Source organism: Sphingomonas panni (genome assembly GCF_022664435.1).
Taxonomy (GTDB): Bacteria; Pseudomonadota; Alphaproteobacteria; order Sphingomonadales; family Sphingomonadaceae; genus Sphingomonas; species Sphingomonas panni.
This window is the reverse complement of sequence record NZ_JAKREU010000017.1, coordinates 1-23971: the sequence shown is the minus strand read 5'-3', so window position 1 is coordinate 23971 and position 23971 is coordinate 1. Positions and strand designations below refer to the sequence as shown.

Annotated in this window: 20 protein-coding genes and 3 pseudogenes; 9 read left to right on the top strand and 14 right to left on the bottom strand. The window is 61.1% G+C overall.

Annotated elements, in window-relative coordinates; translation table 11 throughout:
• Positions 1-25: 25 nt before the first annotated feature.
• The 7 genes from tnpB to MF609_RS19350 all read right to left on the bottom strand — a co-directional run bounded on the left by tnpB (position 26) and on the right by MF609_RS19350 (position 6189).
• Entirely contained in the window at positions 26-379 is a 354-nt protein-coding gene (gene tnpB, locus MF609_RS19380) for an IS66 family insertion sequence element accessory protein TnpB (protein ID WP_037447084.1), read from the bottom strand.
• A complete protein-coding gene (gene tnpA, locus MF609_RS19375) occupies positions 376-750 on the bottom strand; it encodes an IS66-like element accessory protein TnpA (protein ID WP_037447081.1) in 375 nt (124 codons plus the stop codon). Before tnpA (MF609_RS19375) ends, tnpB begins: the two co-directional genes overlap by 4 nt.
• 212 nt (positions 751-962) lie before the next feature.
• A complete protein-coding gene (locus tag MF609_RS19370; protein ID WP_046407121.1) occupies positions 963-2168 on the bottom strand; it encodes an acyltransferase family protein in 1206 nt (401 codons plus the stop codon).
• A gap of 77 nt (positions 2169-2245) precedes the next feature.
• Positions 2246-2500, bottom strand: coding sequence for an RNA polymerase sigma factor (locus MF609_RS19950; protein ID WP_336945164.1), 255 nt, complete (start codon positions 2498-2500; stop codon positions 2246-2248).
• 193 nt (positions 2501-2693) lie between these two features.
• Positions 2694-2969, bottom strand: a complete 276-nt coding sequence (locus MF609_RS19360; RefSeq protein WP_010408871.1) for a hypothetical protein — start codon at positions 2967-2969, stop codon at positions 2694-2696.
• Positions 2970-3003: 34 nt separating this feature from the next.
• Entirely contained in the window at positions 3004-4797 is a 1794-nt protein-coding gene (locus MF609_RS19355; protein ID WP_037447408.1) for a thiamine pyrophosphate-requiring protein, read from the bottom strand.
• Positions 4798-5049: 252 nt separating this feature from the next.
• On the bottom strand, positions 5050-6189 hold the full coding sequence (locus tag MF609_RS19350; protein ID WP_010408866.1) for a tyrosine-type recombinase/integrase: 1140 nt from the start codon (positions 6187-6189) through the stop codon (positions 5050-5052).
• 116 nt (positions 6190-6305) lie between these two features.
• On the opposite strand from MF609_RS19350, the gene MF609_RS19345 reads away from it, so the two are divergent.
• Together MF609_RS19345 and tnpA (MF609_RS19340) are read left to right on the top strand one after the other, a co-directional pair.
• Positions 6306-7328, top strand: a complete 1023-nt coding sequence (locus tag MF609_RS19345) for a hypothetical protein (RefSeq protein ID WP_242417703.1) — start codon at positions 6306-6308, stop codon at positions 7326-7328.
• A 1575-nt stretch (positions 7329-8903) separates the two neighbouring features.
• Complete coding sequence (gene tnpA, locus MF609_RS19340) at positions 8904-9323, top strand: IS200/IS605 family transposase (protein ID WP_010408862.1); 420 nt, start codon at positions 8904-8906, stop codon at positions 9321-9323.
• A 363-nt stretch (positions 9324-9686) separates the two neighbouring features.
• On the opposite strand, the gene MF609_RS19335 is transcribed toward tnpA (MF609_RS19340), so the two are convergent.
• From MF609_RS19335 to MF609_RS19325, 3 genes are all read right to left on the bottom strand, one after another.
• Complete coding sequence (locus tag MF609_RS19335) at positions 9687-10802, bottom strand: replication initiator protein A (RefSeq protein WP_029623214.1); 1116 nt, start codon at positions 10800-10802, stop codon at positions 9687-9689.
• Between the two features lie 79 nt (positions 10803-10881).
• The gene (locus MF609_RS19330) at positions 10882-11961 is read right to left on the bottom strand and encodes a ParB/RepB/Spo0J family partition protein (RefSeq protein ID WP_010408848.1); all 1080 of its coding nucleotides are present in this window, start codon (positions 11959-11961) and stop codon (positions 10882-10884) included.
• A complete protein-coding gene (locus MF609_RS19325; protein ID WP_029623213.1) occupies positions 11958-13154 on the bottom strand; it encodes an AAA family ATPase in 1197 nt (398 codons plus the stop codon). The genes MF609_RS19330 and MF609_RS19325 overlap by 4 nt, the downstream gene beginning before the upstream one ends.
• Positions 13155-13691: 537 nt before the next feature.
• Between MF609_RS19325 and MF609_RS19320 the strand changes: the two are divergent.
• From MF609_RS19320 to MF609_RS19305, 4 genes and pseudogenes are all read left to right on the top strand, one after another.
• Positions 13692-14018, top strand: a pseudogene (locus tag MF609_RS19320) (DUF7146 domain-containing protein); the annotation flags it as partial.
• Positions 14019-14614: 596 nt separating this feature from the next.
• The gene (locus MF609_RS19315) at positions 14615-15013 is read left to right on the top strand and encodes a hypothetical protein (protein ID WP_125985081.1); all 399 of its coding nucleotides are present in this window, start codon (positions 14615-14617) and stop codon (positions 15011-15013) included.
• A gap of 419 nt (positions 15014-15432) precedes the next feature.
• Positions 15433-15843 (top strand): hypothetical protein, encoded by a 411-nt coding sequence (locus tag MF609_RS19310; RefSeq protein ID WP_037447418.1) that lies wholly within the window; start codon positions 15433-15435, stop codon positions 15841-15843.
• Between the two features lie 96 nt (positions 15844-15939).
• Entirely contained in the window at positions 15940-16653 is a 714-nt protein-coding gene (locus MF609_RS19305) for a S1 family peptidase (protein ID WP_125962617.1), read from the top strand.
• A gap of 460 nt (positions 16654-17113) precedes the next feature.
• Here the strand turns inward: MF609_RS19305 and MF609_RS19300 are convergent, their stop codons facing one another.
• Positions 17114-19432: a TonB-dependent receptor gene (locus MF609_RS19300; protein ID WP_082731070.1), complete on the bottom strand. Its 2319-nt coding sequence runs from the start codon at positions 19430-19432 to the stop codon at positions 17114-17116.
• Between the two features lie 155 nt (positions 19433-19587).
• Between MF609_RS19300 and MF609_RS19295 the strand changes: the two genes are divergently transcribed.
• Positions 19588-21114 (top strand): alkaline phosphatase D family protein, encoded by a 1527-nt coding sequence (locus MF609_RS19295; protein WP_242417702.1) that lies wholly within the window; start codon positions 19588-19590, stop codon positions 21112-21114.
• A gap of 6 nt (positions 21115-21120) precedes the next feature.
• On the opposite strand, the gene MF609_RS19290 is transcribed toward MF609_RS19295, so the two are convergent.
• On the bottom strand, positions 21121-21495 hold the full coding sequence (locus tag MF609_RS19290) for an ArsR/SmtB family transcription factor (protein ID WP_066760075.1): 375 nt from the start codon (positions 21493-21495) through the stop codon (positions 21121-21123).
• 67 nt (positions 21496-21562) lie between these two features.
• Between MF609_RS19290 and MF609_RS19285 the strand changes: the two genes are divergently transcribed.
• Positions 21563-22336, top strand: a complete 774-nt coding sequence (locus tag MF609_RS19285) for a c-type cytochrome (protein ID WP_242417701.1) — start codon at positions 21563-21565, stop codon at positions 22334-22336.
• Here MF609_RS19285 and MF609_RS19280 read toward each other — a convergent pair.
• A pseudogene (locus MF609_RS19280) lies at positions 22337-22756 on the bottom strand (IS5 family transposase); the annotation flags it as partial.
• 74 nt (positions 22757-22830) lie between these two features.
• On the bottom strand, positions 22831-23295 hold the full coding sequence (locus MF609_RS19275; protein ID WP_242417700.1) for a hypothetical protein: 465 nt from the start codon (positions 23293-23295) through the stop codon (positions 22831-22833).
• Between the two features lie 36 nt (positions 23296-23331).
• Between MF609_RS19275 and MF609_RS19270 the strand changes: the two are divergent.
• Positions 23332-23971 (top strand): annotated as a pseudogene (locus tag MF609_RS19270) (IS3 family transposase); the annotation flags it as partial.

Below are 23971 nucleotides of genomic sequence, written 5' to 3'. Positions count from 1 at the left end.
AGAAAGTGGCGCAAAACCGCCGTTCCTACCCTGCCAGCGTCGGCGTGAACGTCCGCTCGGGGCGCCGCCAGTCGATGCCTTCCAGCAGCATCGACAATTGCGCTGGCGTCAGCGTCACCGTGCCGGTCGCTGTCACTGGCCAGACGAAACGGCCACGGTCGAGCCTCTTGGAAAACAGGCAAAGCCCCTGGCCGTCGAACCACAGCAGCTTGACCAGATGCCCCCGCTTGCCACGGAACGCGAACAAGCCACCCGAATGCGGGTTCTGCGCCAGCACCTGCTGCACCAGCACCGCCAAGCCATCGAACCCCTTGCGCATGTCGGTCACGCCGCACGCCAGGAACACCCGCGTCGGCAACGGCACTGGCACCGGGCTCATCGCAGCACCGACAAAACCCGTGCAAGCACATCTGCATCCACGCCTGCGTCGACACTCACCCGCACGCCGCCCGGCAACTCGATCTGGATGAGCCCCGATGGATATGGCGCCGGCTGTGGCGCTGGCGGCGTCAGTTCCGCCACCTGTACCTCGGCAAATACCGGCAGCGACGGCATCGCCCCGGCCAACTTGCCTTCGCGCAGCTGCTTGCGCCACGTGTAGATCAGGCTGCTCGATACCTCGCGATGCGCGATGACATCGCAGACCCGACCCCCCGGTCGGAACGCCTCCGCCAGGATCTCCAGCTTCTCCGTGTCCGACCATCGGCGCCGGCCTGACACCCGGCCAACCACCTCCATCCGACCAGTCATACGAGTGCTCGTATGACTGGTCGTAGAACCCAAAACTTCCCGCACGGCCGCGCCCTCGTCAAAGGCGACAAGCATCCCTGCTACCGGCGCTACCGCAAGACGGCCTGCTGACCACGCTTACGCCGGACAGGCTAGCGCATCCATAACAGTCAGTGGATGATACGTGCGTAATCCATCCACCCCTCACCGATTCGACAAGCCTTGCTGCAGTTCTAGGATACCAAACGGCCCGCGCACGCTTTCTGGACGGTCAACAGCTTGGCGTAGAAGAAGGTGCGTACCCGCGCGGTGTGCCGTTCGGTGAGAGTCGCAAACAGACCACAGGCAAAAACTGCAAGTGCGAGCGTAGCGCCAACAAGTGCGATGTTGCCCGCCGTTGGTGGTAAGCGCTCAGAGCCCACTAACAACGCTGCGGCGAATGCCATGATTGGAAAGTGCATGGCATAGAGTGAAAAGCTGGCTTTTGCTCCATAACCGGCGAACGGTCGCAACCAGCGCGGCGTTGGCGGATTCGCTCGTAGCAATATATATAGAAAAAGTGCGAATGCGCCCGCCAGTGCCAGTTCAAGGCCCTCCAGTCCGACAACCCGCACAACGATAAGTATTGCCGGTAATATGCTGCTCGCAATGATCAGCCAGGTGCGGCCAATCGGTGATCGGGGAAAATCGGTCAGATGCGTTTTGGTCATACCATGAAGCGCAGCACCACAAAGCCAACAAGCAAAGCCGATCAGCATGAATGGCGTAATCCAGGCCAGACCGATAAAAATTAAGAAGATTGACGGGCGACGTTGCCTCCAACTGACGACAATGGCCGGAAACCAGATGTAAAACCAGAATTCATAAGCGAGGCTCCAAAGTGGTCCGTTAGTGCCGAACGGCGCAACCACGATGCCCTGCAAGAAGAGAATGTTGCCTAGCAGCACATGCCACTCGAGCGCGCCGACGACATCCTTGCGCAGCACGTAAGTCTCGGTCGTGCCGAGATGGGTCGATGACTCGAGGGCGTAGAGGCCCACCGCGTCGAGCGCTCCACCGATCACCAATGCCGGCACTAGCACGACCAGCAATCGCGCAAGGCGGTCGATCAGGTAGCTTGACCAATGCCAATCCCCGATCCGTCTGTCGATACTGCGCGCGATCCAGAAGCCGCTGAGCACGAAGAAAAGAATGACGCTTGCATGCGCATAACCAGCCAAAAAATAGCCGGCCGAAGCCGCGACCGAGGCTTGCCCGCAATAATCTTCGATGAGGAGATACCAAGCATGTGCGAACGCGACTACGACTGCCAGGACACAGCGCATGGCATCCATAACCGCAAAAGCGCCCTGACCCGACTTCTGGTCGCCGCGCTCCATGTCTTGCCCAGATTTGGTCGAAAAGCCGTCTCCGCGGCGCGCATCCGTTGTATCCCCCATGCATACGATACGACGGCAGATCGCTTACCCCTCAAACTCGTGCCTTCTTTTTTGCCGAACAGGGTGGGGCCAAGCTGTTACGACAGCGATGCTGCCCGTTGGCGGGCGCGATAGAGACGCGTTTCGGCCGCCTTCTCGCTTATGTCGAGTATCAGTGCGGTTTCGACTTGGCTGATGCCCTCGATAGTCCGGAGGACCAGCGATTCCTTCAAGGTCGTTGGCAACACGGCGATGGCACGTGTCGCCCGGTCCAGTTCCTGTCGATTGGCTACGGCGTCTTCAATCGCGTTTCGGTCTCCCGGGACAGCCTCGGCCTCCCTGCCAATTGGCACCGCCAATGACAAATTGCCGCACGGCGTGCTGGCGATCGATGCGCCGTATTCCGCCGTTTCGCGAGACGATGGACTATGTCGCAGCGATCACTCGAGGGTGGAGCACCGGATCGTTCAGGACAGCATCGATTCAGACCGCCGGTTTGGCAGTGGGTCGACAGGAATTCCGGGGCAGGGGGGTCCAGTTACTCGCTTACACATCTACAAGAGTATCGAACCCGAGGTAGTGCGCGTAATAGATCGCAATTCCGAGGATCGCCGGCGCGCCGAGCAGATAGTTGATCTGCCAACGTATCCACAACCGGGGTGCAACGAGTACCTTATCGAGGACGGTCGCAGTTGGGAGTTTCCTAGTTCCCAGACGATAATCGTAGGCGGTCTTTATCATCGCGAGGACAGCGCACAGCGCCACCATGACGCCGACCGCGGCATAGAGTGAAAGCCAGGCCTGAAGTGTCGCTTGGGGCATGCCGACCACCTAGCAGCAAGATGCTGACGGTCCATTAACCGCTGAATCGCGCATTAGTTACCAGGAGCTGGCGCGCCGTGTCGGCGATCATCGTGCCCAGGCCCTTGTCTCCCATCACCATCGAACTCATCAGACCCTTGGCCTGCTCGAGCGTCAGTTGCGGTGGAAACGGCACGACCTCGGGATCGGTCTTCACCTCGATGAGCGTCGGGCGATCGGCGGAGAGCGCAACTTCCCACGCCGGCCCAAGCGCGGATGGATCATCGACGTAGATGCCGCCAAGCCCCAGCAATTCCGCGAAGCGCGCGTAGGGGACGTCCGGAATATCCTGCGTCGTCGGGAAACGCGGATTGCCTTCCATCACCCGCTGTTCCCACGTGACCTCGTTGAGATCGCCGTTGTTGAAGACGCAGACGATGAAGCGCGGATCGCGCCACTGCTTCCAATATTTCTGGACGGTGATGAGTTCGGCCAGATTGTTCATCTGCATTGCGCCGTCGCCGACCAGCGCCACGACGGGCCGATCAGGATAAGCAAACTTGGCCGCGATCGCATAGGGAACCGCAGCGCCCATAGAGGCTAAACCGCCCGAGAGAGAGGCACGCTGCCCGACCTTCACGCGATAGTCGCGCGCGTACCAGTTGGCGCATGAGCCCGAATCCGAGGTGACGATCGCGTCGGCGGGCAGACGCGGCGACATTTCCCAGACCACGCGCTGGGGATTGACGGGCTTTGCTTCCGCCATGGCGCGTTCCTCGAGCGTCTGCCACCACTGCGCAGTCGCCTTCTCGATGCCTTCGCGCCAACTGCGATCATCCTTGCGCTGGAGCAGCGGGATCAGCGCTTTCAGCGTTTCGGCCGCATCTCCATGCAGGTTGACCTCGACGGGGTAGCGCAGCCCCAGCATCGATGCGTCGATGTCGACCTGCACGGCCCTCGCCTGCCCGTCTTTCGGCAGGAACTCGGCCCAGGGAAAGCCCGTGCCGATCAGCAGAAGCGTGTCGCACTCGCGCATGAGGTCGGACGATGGCTTGGTCCCGAGCAAGCCGATCGCCCCGGTCACGAACGGCAGATCGTCAGGCAGGACATCCTTGCCGAGCAACGCTTTGGCGACGCCGGCGCCAAGCAGGTCGGCGACCTCGGTCACCACGGCCGACGCGCCGCGGGCTCCCGCCCCAATCAGGATAGCGACCTTGGCGCCTGCATTCAGTACCTCCGCCGCGCGCGCGAGATCGGCGGGCTGCGGGACGACGATCGGATGTGCATAGCCGGTGCCCGAGCGGGTGAAGCCGTGCGCCTGGCCCGGCTCCTCATATTTCGTATCCTGTATGTCCTTGGGCAGCACGATGGTTGAGACCGCGTTGCCCGCGACCGCGATCCGGATCGCGCGATCGGTCACATGGCGGACCTGCGCCGGCGCGCTCGCCTCCTGCACATAGGCGGCGACGTCGGCAAACAGTCGGTCGAGATTGAGCTCCTGCTGATAGCTTGCACCGCGCACGGTGCTCTCGGCCTGGCCCGCGATCGCGAGGACCGGGACATGGTCGAGCTTGGCGTCATAGAGCCCGGTGATCAGGTGGGTCGCGCCCGGACCGCCGGTCGACAGGCAGACGCCGAGCTCGCCGGTGAATTTCGCATGCGCCGTCGCCATGAAGGCCGCCATCTCCTCGTGGCGGACCTGGATGAACTCGATGCCCGAGCCTTCCTTCTCGGCGCGCTGGAGCGCCCCCAGCACGCCATTGATGCCATCGCCAGAATAGCCGTAGATTCGGCTCACGCCCCAATCCTTGAGGCGCTGGACGAAGAAATCGCTCGACATGCGGGCCATGCCGCCCTCCACTTTGGGATTTGGTTTCGAGCCGGAGAGGTTCAGTCACGCATGCTCGCGCTGACGAGAAGAACGTCGCAGTGCGCACAGGCGTTCCCGCCGGTCGGCGGCTTCGCCCCCATCGGTGCGCGCTAGGGCCGGCCCGACGGCGAGCTCGCTTCTTCGGTCGTTGAGGCATGTCGGTGTCGCTCACTGCCCAACCGCGCCAGGTCATCGGTTTGCGACTGTCCAAACGCGGACAGCTAAAACCTGTCATTCACCGCCGAAACGCTTCGCGAGACGCGCACTCGCTCCGCTCTTGGCCGCCAGCTTCGCGCCATAGCGCATGACCGTCTTGGGATCGCGCCAGCGATAGGCCTGCATGATGGCGGGCAGGCTCTCTCCTGCCGCAAAATTGTCTTGCGCCACGCCAACCCGGATCGAATGGCTCGACACGGCCGCGACCCAGCGCTCGAGCTCGGCCTCGCTCATCGCCCCCAGCAGTTTCTTGTCGAATGCCTGGCGGATCAACCGCTTGTAGATGAGCGTGATCGTGCCGGGGTTGAGCGCCTCCTCTCCCACACCGCGGATCGAGCCATCGAACCAGGTTTCGACGCGCCGGAACAGGGCCCCGCGCGCAATCCCGGCCTTGTCGCACCATTCAGCGATCGCGCGCATGGTCGCGGGCGAGAGATAGGCGAGAGCCCCCTGCCCTTCCTGATCGGTCTTGCTGCGGCCGATCTCGACCACCCCTGCCCCGTCGACGTCGGGCCCGTCGATATGCTCGATACGCATCGCCGCGAGTTCGGAGCGCCGGCAGCCGGTATCATAGTTGACCTGCAGTAGCGCGCGATCGCGCGCGCCCAGGAGATCGCGGCGCGTGGCCTTGAGGAGGACCGCGAGGCTCACGCCGCTCGCCGGCGCGTCGAGATCGCTGACATCGCCCTTGTAGCGGATACCCCGCGCCTGCGTCTGGCGGGTGCCGAGAAGCTTGCGCGCCGCCTTGTGCTCGAGCTGCACGAGCGGGGCTGCGGTCGGATCGTCCAGCCCCGCCATGCGATAGGCCCAGCCGATATTGACGAGATAGCGCGCGATCGTCGCGGCCGCCCTCTGCGGCGTCGCCCGCGTCGCCTCATCATGATCCTGACCCGACAGCGCGCGGACATAGGCCGCGACGGTCTCGGCGGTCGCCTCCCCTGCCCGCACTCGGGTGCGCCGGCACCAAGCATCCCAGAGCTTCATGTCGGAAAGGAACGCGCGGATCGTGTTCGGCGACCAGGCCCGCGCCGCGGCCGCGATGACCTGCGGATCGACCGCCGCCTTGTCGATAGCCAGCGCGCGGACCTCGCCCACGACGTCGTCGGCGCCGGCGGGCGGCGTGCTTTGCCTGCGGGTGAGGGCCGTTTTCGCCATGACGGCGAGACATAGCCCGGTCCTTCTCATAATAATAGGGTCGTGATAATCTCCCATTATCACGACTACGCATACGAGCCAATTTGACTGAGAGCAGCTCTGGGTTAAAAGACGGCGTGGACGCGCCTCTCTCGAACAGCCGCTACGGCCCCGCCTACAGCGCGAAGATGGTCTCCGCGATCGCCTCCTGCACGGCCGCCATTACGCGTCTCGATGCCCGGTTTTGCGTTAGTTCGGTGGCATCGGCCTGGGCACGCCGCGCCGCCTGGAGTGGCTACACCCGGGCCCTGCAACTGCAATCGGCCGAGATCGACGAAATTGACGTATTTTCCTGGGGCTGCGGGCTGCAAATCCCCGGCCGGCCGCTGCGGTCGACCAACCTCGACCTGTTCGATGGCTTTCCCGCCTGGGAAGCGGCGCTGCGCGATCCCGACCCCCTCGCCTGGCGCGACGCGCTTCCGACCGCGATCGGCGAGATCGAGATAGCCGCGGACCATTCGCCGCTGATCCGCGCGCTCGATCGGGTCCGCCAGCATGCGCGTCTCGACAGCACCGCCCTGCCCTGGCTCTCGCTGCCCTTCGCTCTGCGCGACAAGGGGATGGTGACCACTCCCCTGCCCTGCCTCGTGGGCGGCGTGAAGGCGTTTAGGCTGAAGCGAACTGTCGGAGACGAGGACTGGTATGCGGCCATGCGCAGCCTTGAGGCAAGCGCCACCGCAAACCTCGCACGGTTGCACGAGCTGGAAAAGCTCCATCGCGCGGCCCAGCATGCGATCGTCGCGGAATATCGACCTGGCCACCTCCCGGGGCTCGCGGCCCTCCTCCATCACCGGCCACTGCTCTCGCCTCAGTCGCTGGCGGAGCTGCTCAGCATGAGCGTTGCCGGCGCGAGCAAACTGCTGGGCCGTGCCGTCGACTGCGGCTTGCTCGTGGAGATCACCCAGCGGCGGACCTGGCGCGTGTTCCTGAGCACGGACCTTGCCATCGAGTTTGGCTTTGCAGCGCCCAAGCGTGGACGGCCGCGCAACGTGGTCCCTCCCCCGCCAGCGAGCCGCGAGCTGTCGGAGGTCTTCGATGCCTTCGATCGCGAGATGGAGAACATCGACAAGCTTCTCCAGCATCGCGCCGAGAGTTTGTGAACGACAGTCCGCAGGAGGATCTTTCGCTTGCCGCCCGGTCTGATGAACCGGTCTATCAACCGGAGCATCCTTCTGTCGAACGATTGGAATGTCGTCGGCTGGCCGGGGCCTCTCTACCGAGGTGCGCCGGCAAACCTTTCACCAAAGGGGTAGCTGCCTCCCCTCCCCTGTTCGCAATTCATAGCGCTGGATGCAGCAAGAACTGATTTGCCGGCGAGCGCGGTCTCGTTCCCCTTGTCCCAGTGGTGAAACACGAGCTCTGCAGTCGGCGGCTATCGTCTATCGATAGTTGAAGGCGGTAGCTGCAATGTCCAGTCCACGGGTTCTCTGACCCACAACGGCATGCTTCTCGTGATCAGGCTTGGCAGGAAGGCCCCACAGCGGCCTTCTGGGCGCTTTGCTTGCCGTGGGGATAGCCGAGAGCGGAAACACGCTGTGCGGGCTGCTGGCGGCGCTCAGTGCAGGTCGGACTTCGTTCGGGTCTTGGAAAATGGCTCCTGTCACGGTGCCCTCGGCGACCTGAGCGTAGTGAGGTGCTCCGCGATGGCTGGCTTGCAAGGAGTCTAGGCGCCGCGATAATCGACGTCGATCTGCGGTCGGGTGTGTGAGGCGACGCACGCGACGGAGCTTTTTGGGTGGACGACGTGCTTAGTGCGCGGCGATCGTCCCTTCCCCTTCTTCCCAATCAATTCTTCAAAAGAAGGGAGCGCCGCAGGCGTGTTAATCTCTTTAGAGAATAGGATAAAAAGTTAAGCTGTGGATGGATCTTTCGCGACTCGCCGATTCAGCGCGAGTCGGGAGTTCAGCGCCGTTCCCATTATACCGTTTGGCCGTTCCTGAAATACCCTGCGGGGCGTTCCCATTGAACCGTGATTCGGTTCCTCATGTACCGTGCCCCGTTCCTGAAATACCGTGGGCACGGCGCGGGCCACAGGACGTCTCCAAGGGAGTAAAACGCGTTTTACTCGTCCGCAAAGTGGCTGTTTTCCGTGCCTTTCAGGCATGTTACACCCGGCAGCGCTCGTTGTCGAACTATAGGCGTCAGGCGAGGCCGCCCTGTGTTCGGAGGAGTCGAGCGGCATTTCCGCGGCCCTCCCGAGTCCTTGGGCGAATCATTGACGGTCTTTTAGGAACGGGACCCTGCGGAACTGACCTAAAACGGCGATGATCTCGACGTTTTGTTGCCTTGAGCGCATCCCGCTCGGCTGCCTGGACCGCGAAGTTTCGAGGTTTCTCGGGAGCCGGCCAGTGATCTCGACGGTACATTGAGAACGGGGCTTGGCCAGGCGATGGGCGCCGATTGTGGATGTCTAGCGCTCCCGGAGGCGTTTGCAGTCGAAGCATTCACGGTATTTCAGGAACGGCATCGAAGCAGCGAGGATGACTCCCCCTCCCCTCCCCAGCCTCTTTGGAGCGTCGACAGTTTGACCTTTAGAGTCCTCTAGCAAGGAGGAACCCCTCCGACTTCAGTCGGATACTGGCTTCAGCCACAGACTCGCGTGCTAGCCTGTAACCTCGGGAAAAGCGGAAGCCGCCGAAGGCGTGAAGCTTCCGCTTTTCCCGAGGTTACAGGCTATGGCGTATCGGTCCGGTTGTCACACCACATTCCATCATCGCTACCATCTCGTTTGGGCGCCGAAGTATCGGTACAAGGTGCTGATCGGCGATGTTCGGCTACGGGTGCGCGAGATCATCCGTCAGGTCTGTGCCGAGATGGGCGTGAAGATCATCAACGGCGCGCTGTCGAAGGACCACGTACACATGTTCGTCGAAATCCCGCCGCACGTCTCGGTCAGCGACTTCGTGCGCCGGGCCAAGGGGCGCTCATCCCGCAAGATCCAACAGGAATTCGAGCACATCCGCAAACGATATTGGGGCCAACGCTTCTGGCAGCGCGGCTACTTCTCGACCACATCCGGCAACATCACCGATGACATCATCATGCGTTACCTCGACCGACATACCCACAAGGACGGCTTCAGCCCCACCGCTTGATCCTACCGGCGTCAGCCGGTCAGTGATTCAGCTATCAGATCCGGGCAATCTGATCACAAATCCCACCCTATAAGCGCCGTTCTCTAAGTACCGTGACGGCTGCCTGGAGAGGTGGAACGGGCGATCCTCCCGCTGGCGCAGCTGTGCCCGGCAAAGCTCATCCGAGAAGAAGGCTGGCAAAGGATCGCGCGTGGTTGGATCTTCGCAGCCCACGCACATTTGATGGGGCGCCATACAGACGGGTCCGGGGCCCGGCTCGTTACTTCGGGAACGGTCCACACGGATAAGTTGACGTGCGCGCGCGAGCCATTCTCGACCCTGTTCCTGAAAGACCGTTTTGGCGGATTGCGCCTACGGCGTCGATCAGTTGACCGGACGCTGCTTCGCGCAAAAGGTCGCGAATATCTGTGTGATGTTCTTCGCGTCGAACGCTATCTCGCGCTGCCGGAGGAAGTTCCGGAAATCGTCTCCAACGAGACCGTGGTCGCGTTGGGGGCTGGGCAGGTTGGCGCGGGCGATCGCACCGAATGCCGAATGCGAGATATGCCCGCTCGAGGGGAAGGAGATAGCCGGTTCCTCGGGCGCCTTTTCCTTGACGGCCGCAGGCGAGGCTTGGGCGAGGGCAGGGGAGGGCTTGCCCTCCTCGGACGGCTCGCGATCGCGCCTGGTCATGCGCAGCAGCGGTTCGGCATCGTCACGCTGTTCGATGTCCAGGGAGTAGCCTGGCAGATCGTTCTCCCGAGCGATCTTGGTCATCTCGAACTTGAAGCGCCGATAATCGCCTTCCGCGCCGGATTTCTCGAAGAGCGTTGGCATCGAGATGGCGAAACCGTCGCTTCCGGCCCCACCCGCATGTTTGCGCGCGACCCGATAGAGCCAGCGTTCGCGCCCGCCTGTGAGCGAGAAATAAGCCGGATCGATGGCGAGCACGCCGCCGTCCATCAACACCCCGTCGTAGAACCATTTCGCGAGGGTAATTCTCATTCCCCGCACGTTTCCGGACCGATCCTTAAGCTGGCTGTGACTGTCGATCCAGGAGAAGGTGGTCTCGACGGCATCTCCTGAGCGGATGTTCGTCTTCACCGTGGTCGATTGGAGCCTGTCGAGGGCATTGCCCAGAAGATCGTAAGCGCGTCCACCAACCTCGCGCTTCAGAGTCTTCAGCATGTCGTATGGGACGACGTGGAGCGTCTGCGGGATGTCGTTGGCACCTCGCCGCTTGTGCTCGATCAAAACTGACGCGCAGTAAATCAGTATGTCGAGGTCGTAGATAGTCGCCAGACCATATTCCGAATTAGCGGAGACATGGACGGTGATCTTACGATCCGGACTGACATAGTCGATCGGCTTGAGTCGCTTGCGCTTCGACAGCGAGAAAAAGGGCCGCTCCATCGTTTCGCGCTGATCCCGAAGAGGAAGCGCAGTCAGCTGAGGGAGAAAGAGGTCTACTTGACCGTCTTCGCGGTGATCCTGTTGCATCTCGTGTCCCGTGGCATCGGTAAAACGCATTTTACCGGGAGCCAACTAATTGAAAATAAAGCGTTAAACTAGATTTTACTCAATTTCGACTGAACTTCGCACTCTCAAGGGCAGGGCGGAGCGCTTCGAGGATCTCGTCGACCGACGCTGTGCCCTTGGGGTTGATGTTGATCGTAATTCCCTTGGCCCGTGTATCAGCAAGAACCTGTCCGATCTCGCGACCCGAGGCGGCGGTGAGGGCCGGCTTGGCACGGGGTACAGGCTTCTTCGACGCCGCGGGAGCCACTGCGGCTGCGGCCAGGCGCTCACAGACCTTGATACCCTCAATCTTGTCGCTTCCAGCGTCCTTCAGCGCCTGTTGCTCGGCACCGAGGGCTATAGCTGCGGCGATGATCGCGTCGCGGTGCTGTTCGTTCTTCAGCAGGGGCGAGAGCCGCATGCCGTGTCGGACCTTGAGGTCTCCGGGCTCGGCGAACGCTGCCACGACCTCGTCCGGCAACTCCGCGAGCTGGAGGAGGTTGTGGAGGTTCTGCTTGGCGATGGCCAAGCGATCGGCCATCTGCGTGCGAACCCCGTTGTAATATGCGTCGACAGCGTGCCTGTAATTGCGCGCACGCTCCAAATCGGTGACGTCCTCGCGCTCTCGATTTTCCAAATCGGCGAGCCGGAAAGCGGCCTCGTCATCGAGCGTCTCGATACGCGCTACGAGCTCGATTTCGCTATGGTTGTTGGCATTCAGCCAGGAAACCGAGAAATGCCGGCGGGTGCCGACGATCAACTCGTAGGGGGTCTCGGCGTTCGGCGTCCGCCGCACCACAACCGGCTCGCGGTTCGTCCCCTCCTCGCGGATGGAATCAATGAGCGAGGCACAGCGTTCGTGGCTCAGCGCCGCATGATCGCGAGCATTGCCCGGCCAGATGGAGCATTCCGAGGGCTTCAGACGGATAGTCGGACGTTTGACCGTGCGGGCGATTTCATCGAACGCAATACCACGCCGCTCCAGGAATGAGGGCGTCGAAGGTTCGTCGACCGGCTTATCGCGATCGACCAGCGCCTCGGCATCCGCGACTTCGGCCACGGACGTGGGGGCAGGGGTCGTGCCGATGCTTTCGATGGCATTCGCCAGTAGGCTGCGACGCCGGCCCCCTGCGCTGCTCATGCCGCCTCCGTCAGTCTGTCGGTGCCGACCTGCGCCATACGCGACGGCCACTGCTTGCAAATATCCTTTTCGATCTCGCGAAACACCATGTTGAGGTTGTCACGGCACCGCGTGTACGTCTGGTGCGACCCATATGGTTTGTTGATTTCGTAGATCGACGACATCGACAACCCGGCATTCTTGATCTCTTCCGACAGGAGTATCGGCGTCGACAGCATCTGGCCAGCGTAGGTCTTCTCCATGACCTGAAGCATTTGAGCCTCGTTGGTCCTGTTGGGCTGGAACATGGTGCAGACGACGCGAATGAACCCGTAGTCGATCGAAGTGTCGAACTTCGAGACGAGGTCCATCGCTTCGCGACAGGTCTGCATGAAGTGGATTGTCGAAAGATAATCGAGTTGCCGAGCCGGCACGGGGATCAGCAAGCCGTCCGCGGCCGTCAACGTGTTCACGCCCAAAAAGCCCATGGCAGGGGGAGGATCGAGGATAACGACGTCATAGTCGTGCCGGACCTCTTCCAGGCCAATTCTCAGCATGCGGAACGCGCCGGCAATGGCGGTAGGGCCCTCCTCGATGGTTGCTGTCAGTTCCCACTCGGTGTCCTGGAGGCCCAGGTTGGCGGGGCAGATATCGATATTCGGCCACGCGGTCTTTTGGATCGTCTTTCGCAGCGAATCGGCTTCGTCGATTCTGGGGGAGAGGAAGTTCGAGAGCGTGTGCGTCTCGTCCACCAATGCCTCTAGATTGACGTCGAACATAACACTCATCGACGCCTGGGGATCGCAATCGACAACAAGAACGCGATATCCCCGCAGCGCAAGGTAATCTGCAAGATGCTTGCCCGTCGTCGATTTGCTGACGCCGCCCTTGAAGTTCTGCACGGCGATGACGACCGCGCGCTCGGAGGGCAATTTACCCATCTTGATGCCGAGCTTCTCGCGAATGGCGATCAAATCTTCGACCGTGTAGAATCGGCGTCCGTTGGTGGCCGTCTTGGGGGCGGGCAAGCGTCCGCGCGCCTCAGCCTTGGAAAGCGCTTCCGGCGTTCGGCCGAGCAATTCAGCGGCGACTGTCGCCCCCATTGAAATGTTCAGCGTTTTGCGATCGGATGGATCAATGGCCGCCTGTCGCAGCACGGTCTTGGCATTCTCGCACGAGGTAATCATCGCATCGAGAATCTGACCCGACAGCATGGGCATGTCCCCTTTTTGAACCCAAACCGGCCACGGTTCGTGAAAAGCACCGCATAATGGCCCCTAATCCCGGACAGATATGCCAAATGCAGGGTGGTTAGTCAAATAGGGTGACCTGACCCGGCGTGCGCAGGGACAAGCCCTCTTATTGCCCCCGAGTCCCGGACCATCCGCGTGTGTATCATTTCGCCTATAAACCCGGACGAAAATCAAGATGAGTCACTCGCCAGCACGCGCCGCTTGAGGACTTATCCTCAAGTCTTGTCCGACTTTGAAGCTCAGACAACGGGCATTCACAGCAACGCGAATCATCTCAAAGATGATTGGCGGGCACAGCGTCAGAGATGGAACCTCTCAGTCCACGGCGATTCGGCTCGAGCCGGGACTATTCGCTCCAACAACTGCTTTCGAGACATGAAAAGAGTCGCGTCTCGCACGACCCATCGCGCGATCTGTTCCGTCTTGCTTCTCCGATAACCTCTAAAACGGTGTTCGTGGAGAAGGGGAGGGGGGCCGAGGTTGTGAAAGGAGCCGATCATGGCCCTCACAGCCGAACGACCTTCGCAGCAACTCATCGATCTTGTTGGCGCACTTGGCGGCACATGGCACGGCAGAACCGCCATGTGCCTTTGCCCGGCGCATTCCGACAGCACCCCAAGCCTGTCGATCCGCCAGGGCAATCGCGGAATTCTAGTGACCTGCTTCGCCGGATGCGACCGGGAAGACGTTCTGCGTGAACTCCGACGCGTGCCCATTCGCGACCATTTCAGCTATACCGATACTCCTGCCGTCTCTTCCGGCAATGTCAGCCGGCTATGGGATGACGCCCTTTCCCTCGGAGGCACGCTGGCAGAACGCTATCTATAGCGGCCTGCAATGATGCTCGACCAAACGCGCAATAGAGGGGAGTTTTCGGCGCAGATTAGTTGAGACGGATGGCGTTGCTCGACGCACATTGCGTGAGACGCAGCGCACGATCGGTGAGACGGACGCACAATGCTGATACGCTGACGCAGGATGCCGGTTTGGCGCCATCACAGCGGCAACCCTGCCGCCCTCATCTCGTCGGTGAGTTCACGGGTCCGCACCGGGTCGAGGCCACCATGCAGCAGCTTTCGGAGCTCGGCGAGCTTGGTGTAAACCAAATCGGGTCAACCTCCACCAAGGCCTTTTTCAGCGATCTTCAACTGCTGTGACATCAATTTGAAGCAAACGTGCTGTACACATCGCATGTTAAAGCCTGGAATTAATATCAAAGCTAATCGGAGCCTGCGGTGATGGAAAGGCGCAAGTCACCTCGGCTACTAGGCGTTTTGGCTATTGCCTTGGCGGCGCTTGGCGTTGTCAGTTCCCTGGTTCTTCGTCAATCTGGATCCTATAGCGATAAGCGCGGCGAGGTCCAGGTGGTCACCGGCTCCTCTGCATTGCCTTCCCTGACCCCCAGCGCTATCTCCTCACGCGTGGCCGATACCACAGAGGAGAAGAGTAGCGCATTCGATATTTCAGGCGATCCGGAACGGGTCCGGCGTTCCCTTCACAGCCAAAGCCGCGATCTCGCATGGGCACCGGGTACCGAAGGCAAGATCAGAGAAGTATTTGCCTCGGCTGGCGCTCCCACGCAAATTTCCGTAGATTGTCGATCAGCCGGATGCGAAATCAAGGGTGAGCTTTCGGGCCTTAGCAGCTCAAACTTGCCGCAAGTGTTAAATCGGATCGCTGGCGAACCAGTCAACAAAGCTTTGCGCGCAAGCGGCTTGACGCCAGACAAAAGTCCAACATACAGCATTATTTCAAACGACCCGGTGAGGGTATCGTTTAGCAGAGTCGTCTCGCGTGATATCGCTCAGGTGGAGCGATAAGAGATGCCGTTTCGCTTTATCATACGATCCGTGGCTCTCAAGGGATTGTTTGTATTTACCGGCTGCATTCAACTTTCTGCATGCTCAGCTGTAGCGCCGTACGTAGCGGCATCTCCACCTACCGATATCGTGATCCCGGAACATTTAAATGGCCGGCTGTCGTACCGCGGCAACTGTACCTACCTTATGGTTTCTGGATCAAAGCGGACGCTGATCTGGCCTCATGGTCATGTGTGGGACAGCACCCCGAAGGCAGTGAAGGCACCCGATGGCCGCCTCTTCAAAAGTGGAATGCAGGTTACGATCCGCGGCGGTGATGGGTCGATCGAGTTCCTGCAAGGCGATCCAGAGGCATATCAGCAGCTCCAAGCATGTGGAGGTCCGTACGTAACCAGTAGCTATGTTGAAGGAGAAGGGTGATGAAGAAGCGTGCTTTTCGGCTTGGCGCAGCCTGCGTCCTCGCCTCGGTCGCGATTTCGGCAGCGCATGCCGTATCGAACACGAAAACCATTCGACTTGCAACGTTTGACGAACCGTTCAACGATCCTGACGATGCGACTGCCAAACAGCTCTCGAAGACGGAGGGCCTTACTGTTGCAGAGGCGTCGCGACGTTTGCGGATCATGGGAGAGTTGGGGCGTCTGGCGCCCGCGCTCTCGGCACGTTTTCCCAAAGGCTTCGCTGGGGCCGAAGCGACTACGGGATCCGACTTCCGTGTTGCTATCTATGGTGTAGCTGCGGACCTCGAAGCGATCGGTAACGCCGCACGTCAGTTCGCCGGCAAAGGTGAACTCGCCAGCGTTCTCGATGTTCGCACTGCACCAGTATGAGAGTCTGAGATAGGGGCGCAGGCGCGGGGATATCTCTCATCGCTCGGCTCAAACGCTACGATCGCCACCAATGCGCGAACGGGGCAAATCAAATTATTGGTGAAAGATCCCACTTCCGCCCTCGCGGCGATTGTTGGCGGACGATTTCGTGCGGCGCCTGGAACGCAGATAGAGCAATTCGACGGCATTGCTCTCACGGCAACGGAGGTTCCGGGCGGCCAGAACTATCGCGGCACGTTCTCTAACGGCGACATCAATGAATGTACGCGAGGCTTTAACGTCAAACAAACCAACGGCTCGCTCTATGGCGTGACGACCGCAGGCCACTGCGAGAATAATGGCAGGGATGAAACCACCGGGGTTTCACTCGCATTTCGCCAAGAATGGGTGTCAAACGGCGTGGATAGCCAGTGGCACACATTCTCCGGCGGAAACAACTATCTGGTTGTTCCGAAGTTCTATAACGGTGCTGGGGTCGTTACCGTCACTGGAGCGCAAGGTGTCGCGCAAGGGCAGTATATTTGCAAGTATGGCCGATCGACAGGTCAGACATGCGGTTACACCGACCCATACACCTATACGGATAGTTACGGTGCCTTCTATAGAATGAACAGTAACTCGACCTATCCGCGGCAGAGCCTTGAAGGCGATAGTGGTGGCCCGGTCTTCACCGGGTCGATTGCGCTCGGACAGGTTCACGGACGTGACGGGGGAAATCCGACGCCCGGCCCTGTCACTAACATGTATTTCACCCCGCTGACGGCTTGGGCACCGAACAACGTGACGGTCGGTGTTACCTGCTACTGCTGACGCTCCAAATTGAGCCGTCGTTGAAAGATTAAACAGGCGGAGACTGGCGCCGCTTTCTCGATAGGCGAGGAAGCGGCGCGCTATTAAGGCCCGCCCACGCATGAGTATATAGCGGCAGCCCCAAAACTTGCCGACGAGTTGCCGCAACCAAAATGACCTGTGAGGAGGCCGTTCCGGGAAAGGCGTCCATCAGGCTTGTGGCACGCTACAAAGTAATCAGAAAAACGACCGGGGCTGTTGAAAAATGCGCCGCTGGTGGCTGGGTCCGGTTGGGGGCGGAATGACACCCCAACGCGTAGCGATCCCGTCTCGCATGGGATGGTATTTCGGGAAAGCCATCACATTCCCAAATCCCACGTACGCAACGGAAGCGGGAACCGGCCCACGTGAATCGTAGAGGGCGAGAGTCGGACCGGCACCCGGACAAGTCAGCCCTATGGTGCCGGCCGCCTCGCATACCTTAGAACCGCTTCCGTATCGTCCCAAATACCTGACGTGGCGATCCTGCTTGCAGGGTGTTGTTGAGCGATGCTGCGGTGTTGAAAAATTGCCCCGATCCAAGTGCCGCAATGTATCTCTTGTCGAGAAGGTTTGCGGCGTTGATCTGGAGCTCTAGGCCGGCAAGCGGCCCATCTGCGGGGAAGCGATAGCCGAGCGCGGCATCGACCAGGACATAGCCATCAACCGTGACGTCGCCGGTGTAGGTAACGTTCCGCCGCGAAGTGTACCCTCCCGCCAGATTACCAAACAGACTGCCGTCGTCGTAGTTGATCTCGCCCTTTGCCAGATGAGCTGGCGTATCCACCGTTCGAACGCCCTTGGTGCGCACGGTGGCCGTTCCGTTTACGGTATCGTCGTCGTAAGTGCTGTCGTTGTACGAGTAAGAACCGATCAGCGACAGGCGGGGCATCACTCGGTACGTCGCTGCGACTTCAACGCCCCGGCTGGTCACGCTACCGACGTTCTGAAGAACGCTCGGATTTCCAAGAATGTTGGCGCCGCTGAATGCCGCGAGCAGCCGATTCTCGAATTTTACGTCGTAGACAGCCAGTACACCGCGCAGCGGACCAGCATTGAAACGCCAGCCGCCCTCGACCGTTCGCGATGTCTCCGGTTTCAACACGCCGCGGATAGCCTCGAATCCGACCTGCGTAGTGCCGAAGGGGCCGCGGAACGAGCTGATATAGGCGCGCATGTTCTCTGCATAATTGGCGAAGAACTCCTGCCGTCCAACGCGCCAGGTCGCGCCGATCTGCGGCTGGAACCAGTCTTTCGCGGCGATCTTCCCGTTGATGAACGGAGTGCCGAAGGTCGTTGTGATGCCGTTCTCGACCCGAGCGCCCTTGAAGCCACCCGCGATCGTCAGGGCATCGCTAAGTTGCCAACTGTCGCTGACGAAAAACTGATTGGTAACCGTGGTGAGATCGGTGAGGAAGTCGCTGCGGAACGGGCTCTTCAGCAGATCGGTCACGTCAGGCCGATTTGTTTGACTTACCGCGTAATAGCTACGGTCGGTCGTTGCATCATTGTCTTCGTGCCAGTAGCCGATCTGAAACGTATGCGCGCCCAGGCGAGCAGTCGCACGCGCTATGCCGCCATCCCGGTTGATGCCGTATTCGGTTGTTCGGACCGACAGCGGGAAGCCATCTGGGCTGAACACCGCCGGCGTGTAAATGCCGCCGCTGCCGCGATCGTAGTGGTGATAGTATGTTGCGCCGAGATCGAGCCAGTCTGCCACCGGCACGTTGAGCGTCAGTGCGCCCAGCCAGTCCTTACGAAAGCCACCGCTGTCGTAATAGGTGTCGTTTACATTGGTATAGGGCGAGGGGAAGACCACGCCGGCCGTGGGGAATGGTAACGCTCGTCTGGCGGCCGCAGCCGTTTGATTGGCACTGACTTGCGACAGCAGGACTGCCGTGTCGAAGTCCGGCCGAAGGAAGTCGAGATCGTAGCCGATGCGGTCGAGCGTCGCCGGTGAGAGATCGGCGTAGTTCCGCTCCTTATGCAGCGAGTAGTTCAGCCACCCGGTCAGCGTGGCGTCGCCGATCCGCTGGACGACCTTGCCATTGATCTTGCGATCGGTCTGCTTGCCAAACCCCTTCCACTTGTCAGCATCGTGATAGACGCCTGACACCGAGATTAGCGTGCCAGTGGAAAGCAGGCCGCTATCGATCCGGCCGTAGAGATGCACAGTGTCGTACATGCCGTAGGTGCCGGCGATCTCGCCGCCGATCGTTTCGGAAGGCGCGCGCGATACGAATTCGAGATTGCCGCCTAGGTTGCTAGTCGAAGCAATCGCAAGTGAGCCGGCACCCTGCGACACGTCTACCCGCGCGATGTTCTCCGCCGCAATTGCGCGGCTGACGTGCAAGCCGTTGTGGCCGTTGTAGAACATGTCCCCAAGCGGCACGCCGTCTAACGTGTAGCCCATCTGGCTCTGATTGAAGCCGCGCACTGACAATCGCGTGCCCAGCTCGTAGCTGCCAAACGGATCGGAGCTTTGCAGCGCCACACCCGGCAACCGTGAAACCGCCTTCAGGGGCGAACTGCCGGGAGGAAGAATGTCGATAGCTGCCTTGGTGACAGTCTGCTCCTGCCTCACACGGCCAGAGCCATAGACGACAATTTCTCCCTGGTCTTCCGAGGCATCTGGTGCGCTGGCGCCTTCAGACGCTGTGGCAGCCGGGCGTTCTGGTAGAGCACCGGATTGTGCCTGGGCCGTGCCGGCGGCCAACAGCAAGGCGCTGACGGAGCTCAGCAGGAGCGTCTTCGAAATCATCTATTCCCCCTGGGATTTTAGCAGACTTTTCACCAAGTCTTGAAATGACGCCGCTAGGGACCTCTGATGGCGACAGCGTTGCGAAGCGGCGACACTTTCGTGACAATATGGCGATTCGTCATCAGCAGGTCACGCCAGGGGCGTACTCAGGATTTATGCTCGAGACGCTGCACCCAACCTGGCATCGCCGCGCTGTCATGATGGCAATGGCATCGCTAGCCATCATGCCATCGACGCCCATCGATGCTCATGCACGCACCGATATTGATCCGTTCGGACTTGGCGTCGCCAGCGGCGATCCGTCGGGCGACGGATTTGTCCTATGGACGCGGTTGATCGGGCGCGGCCTTGCTCCGCTCGATGCAAAGGCCGTCTCGGTGCGGTACGAGGTCGCTGCTGATCGCGGCTTTCGAACGATCGTCCGCCGCGGCGTCCTACCCGCACGGCCGGAAGCCGCCCACAGCGTCCATGTCGAGGTCGGTGGGCTGCCGTCTGGTCGTGCCTTCTGGTATCGCTTTCACGCGCTCGGGGCGACGAGCCCCATCGGCAGGACGACGACCGTACCGCAAACGTCCGCTCGGCTGCGGATAGCGGTAACGTCGTGCCAACATTGGGAGCAGGCTCGCTTCGGAGCCTACCGCGACATGATTGCGCAGCAGCCCGACCTAGTGCTCCAGCTTGGCGACTACATCTACGAGCAAACTTATCCCGATCAGGCAAAGGTCCGCTCGTTTGGCACGTCGGAGCCGCTGGACCTTGGCGGGTACCGGCAGCGGCATGCGCTCTACAAGACGGACCCCGATCTACAGGCCGCCCATCGCGCCTGCCCGTGGGTAGTGACGTGGGACGACCACGAAGTCCTCAACGACTATGCAAATCTTGCCAATCGGACCGGCGAACCCGCTGCCATGTTCGCGACGCGACGTGCCGCTGCTTACCAGGCATACTTCGAGCATATGCCGATCCGGCCGAGCATATGGCACGGTGCCAGTACGCCCCGGCTCTATCGAGCCGTCGATTGGGGCGACCTTGCGTCACTTTCCGTGTTGGATACGCGCCAGTACCGCAGTCCGTCACCCTGCGCTCCTGCCGGCATAGCGCGCAACGTCCGGCTAGACGGATGTGCGGAGGCCGCGGCATCGACGGGGACGATCATGGGGGCAACACAGGAACGCTGGCTCGACCAGCGGCTCGCCAGCGAGCATCGTCCGTGGACGCTGATCGGACAGCAAGTTTTCTTCGCGCCGCTTGCTCTTGATAGCGCAGGCAGAGCAACGTTCAGTGATCAATGGGACGGCTATACGGCGAACCGAAGCCGTGTCCTGCAGGGCCTGTCACGATCCACCGTCACGAGCCCACTTGTCCTGAGCGGCGATGTGCATTCCTTTTGGGTCAACGACCTGAACGACAGCGGCGGGCGCCCGGTCGCAGGCGAAATCGTCACGTCCGCGCTAGCCGCGGCCTCACCCCCCAAGGGGCGCTTCGGCGACGCTCTAGCCAACAACGGCCACATACGGTTCTCCGACGTGGAGCAAGCCGGGTACGTACTGATAGACATCGGTCAAACGCAGCTAACCGCCGATCTTCGGGCGATCCGCGACCGTCAATCGGCCGATAGTCCTGTCGCCAGCATCGCCATGTTTGGGATGGCACGCGGAAGCCGCCGACTAGAGCGCGCGTGATTGCCCTCAAGCACGCTGGACCACCCGGGCGGCCGGGGTGGGCCGTCCTGTACATTTCGCAAATAGCTCGATCGCCTGATCGCAGACGAGGCAATGGCCTTCGCAGCAATCGTGCATGAGGAAGGCCACCAGGTCCGACAGCGCCGGGAAAATCGCGCTGTAGATGATCGACCGTCCCTCGCGACGGCTCACCACCAAACCAGCCTGTTCAAGCTGGCTAAGGTGAAAGGACAGGCGCGAGGGCGGCGTGCCGCCCAGCTCCTCGCCGATCGCGCCAGCAGAGCGGCCGTCTGCGCCTGCTACGACCAGCAGCCGAACAATGCGCAGCCGGGTCGCATTCGAGATGGCGGCGAACGCTGTCAGCGCTTGATTCTCATCCATGGTCAGCCCAATGGTTCAACATTATTTGAAATGTAGTCGCCCTGTTAGACGGCATAAGAGGCGATCGATGAACCTTAACCGGGTCGCCGCGAACGGGCCAGCCATCGCTCCTGTATCGCGGTCTTGCAGTGCGAAGTTCGCCGATAACCTGCTAATGCTACTTAGTCGCCATGGCTGGGTCGGTGCGCTTATTGCAATGTTCGTTGCGATCATGCTGGTTTCGCCGGCCAGCGCCCAGACGACCGCCCCGGTGCAAACGGCATGGCGGCTGCTCGATTACGTCGCAGTGGACTATCCCGAAGCGGTGAAGGGCGGCCAGATCGTCAGTCCGACCGAATATGCTGAAATGACGGAGTTCTCCGCCTCGGCACGCGAGCGGATAACCAGCTTGGCATCCTCGTCTGCCAAGGCCGATTTGGCGCGCCGGGCTACTGCACTGGAGCGGCTGATCGCGGCCAAGGCCCCCGCCGAAGCGGTAGGAACCGCCGCACGCAGCCTCGCTGCTGATCTCATCGCCGCGTATCCTGTGCCGCTCGCCCCGGCCGTCGCCCCCAATTACCCGCGCGGGCAAGCGCTGTTCAACCAGAACTGCGCGAGCTGCCACGCCATGACCGGGGACGGAAAGGGGCCGAAGTCGGTCGGGCTAGATCCTCCACCGATCGCATTCATCGATAAGGCGCGCGCTCGCGAGCGCAGCAGGTTCGCGTTTTATCAGGTGCTGGAACAAGGCATCGACGGCACCAGCATGGAAAGCTTTGCCGATCGTCCGCTTCAGGACCGTTGGGATCTCGCGCTATACGCTGGCACCTTCGCCTTTCCCGCTAGGGTCAGGACTCACTGATCAGAGCCAGAAGATGACGGTGGCTGCGAGGGCGATGGCGGAGAAGAAGACCGTCGGACATCGATCGTAGCGGGTGGCGACGCGGCGCCAGTCCTTCAGGCGCCCGAACATGATCTCAATACGGCTGCGGCGTCTGTAGCGGCGCTTGTCGTATTTGACGGGCTGGTGTCGAGATTTCCGACCTGGGATGCACGGTTCGATACCCTTCGCCTGCAAAGCATCCCTAAACCAGTCGGCGTCATAGCCCCGGTCGCCCAGGAGCCAGCGCGCTTTTGGCAGATCGTCCAGTAGCGCTGCCGCACCGGTGTAGTCGCTGACCTGGCCAGCGGTCATGAAGAAGCTGAGAGGTCGGCCGTTTGCGTCGGTGACGGCGTGAAGCTTCGTGTTCATGCCACCCTTGGTGCGCCCGATTAGGCGGCCGAGATCCCTCACATGGGAGTTCTCAGGTCAAGAGGCTGTGCGGTAGAGCGTGCAGCCTCTTTCCTTCCGCACAATCATATCTGTTCTACCTTGCCGGTTCGGCTGCCAGCCGCAGCAATGAACCAAAACAGCGCGCCTGCAATAGCGCCTAATAGGGCAATTTGGCCGACGTAGTAGAAGTTCATCAGCCATCCGTAAGCAGTCAAAGATCCGTCGATGACGGTTGATCGTCCATCAATGCTCGCATTATCCGGTCGACTTATTAACGCGAGCACGAGCCAGGGAAGAGCGGCGACCACTGCACCAGTCGCAGCGCAGTTGATGATTGTCGCATTGACGTGTCGGCGTAACATGAAGAACGCCGGGAGCCCGATGATAAAGGCTGGAGGGTAAGCGCCAAACACGGCAAATGCCACAGCGCTCCGCCAGATCCGTTCGAGCGGATCGGTGATGCCCTCATATGCTGGCATAGCAATAGCCATCAACAAGGCGGCTGCGCCCGGGACCACTACTGAGCTGCCCCCTTCTGAGTGGTCCATCGACTATTACAGTCTGGACCAAGGAAGGGACGACGAATGCCTGCGAAGAAGCACAAGCCCGAGGAGATTATCGGGAAGCTACGTGAGGTTGAGATCATGCTGGGTCAGGGCGGCACGACCGCCGAGGCCTGTCGGCGCATCGCGGTCAGCGAGCAGACCTGCTACCGCTGGCGCAAGGAATATGGTGGCCTGAAGACCGATCAGGCTCGGCGGATGAAGGATCTGGAAAAGGAGAACCTGCGGCTGCGCCGGGCGATCTCGGATCTGACGCTGGACAAGCTCATCCTGCAGGAGGCAGCCAAGGGAAACTTCTGAGCCCCGCACGGCGTCGGCGCTGCATCGACCAGGTCCGGGAGGTGCTGGATGTATCCGAGCGGCGGGTGTGCCGCGTGCTCGGCCAGCACCGGTCGACGCAGCGCAAGGTGCCGTTCGGGGCAGATGACGAGTTGGCGCTCACCGAGGATATCATCGCCCTTGCCAGGCAGTACGGGCGCTACGGCTATCGCCGGGTGACGGCGCTGCTGCATGCGGCGGGTTGGTCGGTGAACCATAAACGGGTGGAACGGATCTGGCGACGCGAGGGGCTGAAGGTGCCGCAGCGCCAGCCGAAACGCGGCCGGTTATGGCTGAACGATGGCTCGTGCATCCGGTTGCGGCCGGAGTATCCGGGGCATGT

Bases quoted from the DNA above. Each gene is read 5' to 3' on its own strand.
- MF609_RS19300 (WP_082731070.1), bottom strand. From the start codon at position 19,432: ATGATTTCGAAGACGCTCCTGCTGAGCTCCGTCAGCGCCTTGCTGTTG.
- MF609_RS19310 (WP_037447418.1), top strand. From the start codon at position 15,433: ATGAAGAAGCGTGCTTTTCGGCTTGGCGCAGCCTGCGTCCTCGCCTCG.
- MF609_RS19275 (WP_242417700.1), bottom strand. From the start codon at position 23,295: ATGGACCACTCAGAAGGGGGCAGCTCAGTAGTGGTCCCGGGCGCAGCC.
- tnpA (WP_010408862.1), top strand. From the start codon at position 8,904: ATGGCGTATCGGTCCGGTTGTCACACCACATTCCATCATCGCTACCAT.
- MF609_RS19330 (WP_010408848.1), bottom strand. From the start codon at position 11,961: ATGAGCAGCGCAGGGGGCCGGCGTCGCAGCCTACTGGCGAATGCCATC.
- MF609_RS19370 (WP_046407121.1), bottom strand. From the start codon at position 2,168: ATGGGGGATACAACGGATGCGCGCCGCGGAGACGGCTTTTCGACCAAA.
- tnpB (WP_037447084.1), bottom strand. From the start codon at position 379: ATGAGCCCGGTGCCAGTGCCGTTGCCGACGCGGGTGTTCCTGGCGTGC.
- tnpA (WP_037447081.1), bottom strand. From the start codon at position 750: ATGACTGGTCGGATGGAGGTGGTTGGCCGGGTGTCAGGCCGGCGCCGA.
- MF609_RS19350 (WP_010408866.1), bottom strand. From the start codon at position 6,189: ATGGCGAAAACGGCCCTCACCCGCAGGCAAAGCACGCCGCCCGCCGGC.
- MF609_RS19360 (WP_010408871.1), bottom strand. From the start codon at position 2,969: ATGCCCCAAGCGACACTTCAGGCCTGGCTTTCACTCTATGCCGCGGTC.
- MF609_RS19355 (WP_037447408.1), bottom strand. From the start codon at position 4,797: ATGGCCCGCATGTCGAGCGATTTCTTCGTCCAGCGCCTCAAGGATTGG.
- MF609_RS19335 (WP_029623214.1), bottom strand. From the start codon at position 10,802: ATGCAACAGGATCACCGCGAAGACGGTCAAGTAGACCTCTTTCTCCCT.
- MF609_RS19285 (WP_242417701.1), top strand. From the start codon at position 21,563: ATGAACCTTAACCGGGTCGCCGCGAACGGGCCAGCCATCGCTCCTGTA.
- MF609_RS19325 (WP_029623213.1), bottom strand. From the start codon at position 13,154: ATGCTGTCGGGTCAGATTCTCGATGCGATGATTACCTCGTGCGAGAAT.
- MF609_RS19295 (WP_242417702.1), top strand. From the start codon at position 19,588: ATGCTCGAGACGCTGCACCCAACCTGGCATCGCCGCGCTGTCATGATG.
- MF609_RS19290 (WP_066760075.1), bottom strand. From the start codon at position 21,495: ATGGATGAGAATCAAGCGCTGACAGCGTTCGCCGCCATCTCGAATGCG.